This is a genomic window from Streptomyces sp. NPDC002306, from assembly GCF_053593435.1.
Genome location: NZ_JBSFCK010000109.1, coordinates 1 through 4,953, shown reverse-complemented (window position 1 = coordinate 4,953; position 4,953 = coordinate 1). Strand labels below are relative to the sequence as shown.

Here is a 4,953-nt window from a genome sequence, read left to right as displayed (position 1 = left end):
GGACGTGGGACAAGTCGGTTCCTCCCTCGACGGTTCCGATCGGCCGGCCTGTGTGGAACACGAGGGTGTTCGTTCTGGACGGCAGGCTGCAGCCGATGCCCGCGGGTGTTCCGGGTGAGCTGTATCTGGCCGGAGTCCAGTTGGCCCGTGGCTATGTGGGGCGTGCGGGGTTGTCGGCGGAACGGTTCGTGGCGAACCCCTTCGGAGTCCGGGGTGGGCGGATGTATCGCACCGGTGACCTGGTGAAGTGGAATGCCGACGGGGAACTCGAGTATCTGGGCCGCACGGACGATCAGGTCAAGGTACGCGGCTTCCGCATCGAACTCGGCGAGATCGAGACCGTACTCCTGGCACAGCCGGGCATCGCACAGGCCGCCGTCATCGTTCGTGAGGACACTCCCGGCGATAAGCGGATCATCGGCTACGTGACTTCGGCGGCCGACAGCCCCGAACTGCCCGTACCCGCACTCGACACCGCCGCCATCCGGGCCGCCCTGCACACACACCTGCCCGAATACATGGTCCCGTCAGCGATCGTCACCCTCGACGCGCTGCCCTTGACCGTCAACGGCAAACTCGACCGAAAAGCCCTCCCCACACCCACTTACACCACAGCCGGCACCGTCCACCGGGAACCCTCCACAGAGCAGGAAAAGGTGCTGCACGGTCTGTTTGAAGAGATTTTGGGGGTTGAGGGCATTGGGGTGGATGACAACTTCTTCGAACTGGGCGGTCACTCCCTCCTCGCCACCCGCCTTGTTGCTCGCATCCGCACAGTAGCTGGCGTAGAAGTTCCGATTCGATCCCTTTTTGAAACTCCTACAGTGGCAGGGCTAGCTGCTTCGATGGGAAGTGCGCCGAAGAAGAAGGCCAGGCCGGCACTGCGGCCTCGGTCCGAAAGGAGCGGGTCCTAGTGAATCCGAATCATGTCCTGACCCGCGCCACACCTGCCAGCCGTTGGTTTCGAACCATCAAGGCGGCCTCATCGGAACCCGACTTGCGCTTGGTTTGCTTTCCGCACGCTGGAGGGACGGCCAACTTCTTTCGCACCTGGGCTCACTTGATTCCAGGCGGTGTAGAACTGATGGCGGTTCAGTATCCGGCGCGAGAAGCCCGGTTCCTCGATGCTCCCGCGGAAACGATGGAGGAGTTGGTCGCAGGACTCTCTGCGGCTTCCGTCGATCTCTTCGATGTCCCCGTGATTTTCTTCGGGCACAGCATGGGAGCGTCGATCGCCTACGAACTCGCTGTTCACCTCAGGGCAGAACAGGGACGGACGTTGGCCGGACTCTTCGTTTCCGGGCGTGAGGGACCGGGAGGCAAGAAGAAGCCCGGCCTTGCGGGAGTGAGCGACCGCGAACTGATTGCGGCGCTGACCGACATGGGAGGCACGGAAACCGAGGTCCTGCTCGACCCTTCCCTGCGTGAACTGGTGCTTCCCGCTATTCGAGCGGACTACCGTCTGCTGGAACGATACGAAGCGCACGCGCCGAGACATGATTTCGTTCTTGACGTACCGATCGTCGCATATTACGGAATCGACGATTCCGATCTCGAGAGAGATTCGGTGATGGCTTGGGCCGCGGCAACACGGTCGGACTTTCACGCGCGTGCGTTCGAAGGTGGCCACTTCTACCTCATGGACGAAGTCCACAACCTCCTGGCGGACCTCTTCGCGAGGCAACAGATTCCTGTGTGATCCGACGTCACGGGAAGGGGTGGACGGCATACCACCCCGCAGCAAACAAGAAGCATTCACAGAAGAAAGGTCAGAAACATGACGAACCCGTTTGAAGACGAAAACGCGAGCTACCTCGTACTGGTCAACGACGAAGGCCAGCACTCCCTGTGGCCGAATTTCGTGACCGTTCCCGATGGGTGGGGAACTGTCTTTGGGGAGGCGGGGCGGCAGGAGTGCCTCGACTACATCGAGGCGTCCTGGACCGACATGCGTCCGAAGTCCTTGATCGCCGCCATGGAGAAGCACTGATCGTCCAAGTTGCGACCCAACCCTGAGTTGGACGACCTGGGACGAGGACACGGTGATGGGTTGGGCAGCGGCGCCTGGTGCTGCAGCCCAACCCATGCGTGAGGTGCATATGGCACATCCTCCCGGGAACTCAGGTCAGGCGAACTCCCCTACGCCGTCACCCATTTAAGGTGCGGCGTTCTCCCCTCGGGCTGCCGCGACACTCGTCTGTGACGAGGCGCGCCGCGAATAAAGCTACTCACCTCGTTCTTCAGAGAGACCTTCATGATTCCCTTGTCGTTCGCGCAGCAGCGGTTGTGGTTCTTGGCTCAGCTGGAGGGGCCGAGCCCGACCTACAACATTCCGATGGTGTTGCGCCTGACAGGTTCACTGGACCGTGCAGCGCTGACGGCGGCGTTGAACGACGTCGTGTCACGGCACGAAGTGCTGCGCACCATATTTCCCGTGACGGATGACACGCCCTACCAGCATGTCCTCGAACCTGGCGAGGTGTCGGTCGCTGTCCCGGTGCAGAGGGCGACGGAGCGCGAGTTGGCTGATGTGATCGCGAGGTCGCTGCAGCATTCGTTCGACCTGGCGCGTGACGTGCCATTGCAGGCACGATTGATCGAACTGGGCCCGAGTGAGCACGTGTTGGTTCTGGTGGTGCATCACATCGCTGGCGACGGATGGTCGATGGGACCATTGGCACGGGATGTGTCGCTGGCCTACAGGGCTCGGCTCAGTGCTACAGCTCCTGTGTGGGAGCCGCTGCCGGTCCAGTACGCCGACTACACCCTGTGGCAGAAGGACCTGCTGGGCGACGAGACAGATCCGGACAGCTTGCTCAACGAGCAGCTGACCTACTGGCGGAAAGCCTTGGACGGCGCGCCCGAGGAACTTGCCCTCCCCGTGGACCGGCCCCGCCCGGCAGTAGCCACACACCGTGGCGGCGTCGTCCCCCTTGAGGTCGACGGCCTCCTCCACGAACAGCTGGCTTCGCTGGCGAGGACCGAGAACGTCACAGTTCATATGATCCTGCAGGCCGCGCTCGCGGTGATGCTGTCCCGCCTCGGCGCGGGAACGGACGTATCCCTCGGGATGCCCGTGGCAGGGCGGACCGACGAAGCCCTCAACGACCTTGTCGGGTTCTTCGTGAACACCCTGGTCGTCCGAGCGGACCTGACGGGCAATCCGACGTTCCAGGACATCCTGGCGCGGGTGCGCAACGCCAACCTGGACGCCCTGGCTCACCAGGACGTGCCGTTCGAACGCCTGGTGGAAAACCTCGCGCCCACCCGGACCATGGCGCGCCACCCTCTGTTCCAGGTCATGTTCACGCTGCAGAACAACACGGCCCCCACCCTCGATCTGCCGGGACTCCATGTCGAGGCACTGCAAGGTGCCCAAGCACCAGGCAAGTTCGATCTGGACTTCACCCTGACCGAAACCTACGCCCCTGACCGGTCTCCGGCTGGACTGCACGGCAAGATCACCTACGCGGCCGACATGTTCGACCGCGGCTCGGTCGAGCACTTGGCGGAGCGCTACCTTCGCGTCCTGGCCACGCTCATCGTCCGTCCTCACACCAGGATGGACGACCTCGACGTGCTCGCGACCACGGAACGCAGCCGCATCCTCAAGGAGTGGAACGACACCGCAGCACACATAGCGCCGACCACTCTTCCGGAACTCCTCGAAACGCAGACGCGCGTGGCAGCGGATACCGCCGCCGTCGTCTTCGAAGGAGAGGAACTGTCCTACGCAGACCTGAATGAACGAGCCAACCGACTCGCCAGGGTCCTGGCCGAACAGGGCGTCGGCCCCGAATCACTGGTCGCGGTCGCTCTGCCCAGATCGGCAGACCTGATCATCGCCTTGCTGGCCGTACTCAAGGCCGGCGGGGCATACGTACCGATCGACCCGGACTACCCCGCAGACCGCATTGGCTACATACTCGACGACGCCCGACCCGCCGCCGTCATCACGCAGCGATCCGTGCAGGAAACGCGTGTGCTGCCCGAACAGCACAGCACGACGGCCCTGCTCCTCGACGCCCCGGAGACGCTGTCGCTTCTGGCGAGTCAAGACGCAACGAATCTGACCGACGCGGACCGCAACGCCACCCTGCTACCCGAGCACCCGGCCTATGTCATCTACACCTCCGGCTCCACCGGCCGGCCCAAGGGCGTCGCTGTCTCCCACATAGGCGTAGCCAATCAGTTCGCCTGGATGCAGAGTGAGTACAAGCTCACCGGGACCGACCGCGTCCTGCACAAGACGCCAGTGGGATTCGACGTCTCAGTATGGGAGCTGTTCTGGCCGTTGGTATCAGGCGCCACCATGGTGGTGGCCCGACCAGGCGGCCACCGGGACGCCCGCTACCTCACGGAACTCATCCAGGACGAACGGGTGACAGTCGTCCAGTTCGTTCCCTCGATGCTCCGCTTGTTCCTCAACGAGCCCATGGCCCGCGATTGCGTTGACCTGCGTCTGGTGATCTGCATCGGTGAGGCACTGCCCCCCGAACTGCACCGCGAATTCGGCAACCTGCTCGACGTGCCCCTGCATAACCTCTACGGACCTACCGAAGCCACCATCGCCGTGACCGCGTGGACCGGCCGGCCCATGGGCCCCGACGACGGCCCGACACCGATCGGCCGACCCACCGACAACACCCAGGTCTACGTGCTGGACGCATCCCTCCAGCCCCTGCCCGCAGGCGTCCCAGGAGAGCTGTACCTGTCCGGAATACAGCTGGCCAGAGGCTACTTCAGGCGACCCTCCCTGTCGGCGGAGCGGTTCGTGGCGAACCCCTTTGGTGGTGCGGGTGAGCGGATGTATCGCACTGGTGACCTGGTGAAGTGGAACGCTGACGGGACGCTCGCTTATCTGGGTCGTACTGATGATCAGGTGAAGGTGCGGGGTTTCCGTATCGAGCTGGGGGAGATCGAAGCGGCGTTGTCGGCGCATGATTCTGTGGG

Annotated in this window: 3 protein-coding genes and 1 pseudogene; all 4 read left to right on the top strand. The window is 63.4% G+C overall.

Features of this window, described 5'->3' with window-relative positions; translation table 11 throughout:
* Positions 1-890 (top strand): annotated as a pseudogene (locus ACWCQK_RS41975) (phosphopantetheine-binding protein); the annotation flags it as partial.
* A gap of 23 nt (positions 891-913) precedes the next feature.
* Positions 914-1,699, top strand: a complete 786-nt coding sequence (locus ACWCQK_RS41970) for a thioesterase II family protein (RefSeq protein WP_451164499.1) — start codon at positions 914-916, stop codon at positions 1,697-1,699.
* Positions 1,700-1,777: 78 nt separating this feature from the next.
* A complete protein-coding gene (locus ACWCQK_RS41965) occupies positions 1,778-1,990 on the top strand; it encodes an MbtH family protein (protein WP_451164497.1) in 213 nt (70 codons plus the stop codon).
* A 264-nt stretch (positions 1,991-2,254) separates the two neighbouring features.
* On the top strand, positions 2,255-4,953 hold a 2,699-nt coding region (locus ACWCQK_RS41960), incomplete at its 3' end, for a non-ribosomal peptide synthetase (protein WP_451164495.1).

Coding starts and splice junctions, on each gene's coding strand:
- ACWCQK_RS41965 (WP_451164497.1), top strand. CDS start 1,778: ATGACGAACCCGTTTGAAGACGAAAACGCGAGCTACCTCGTACTGGTC.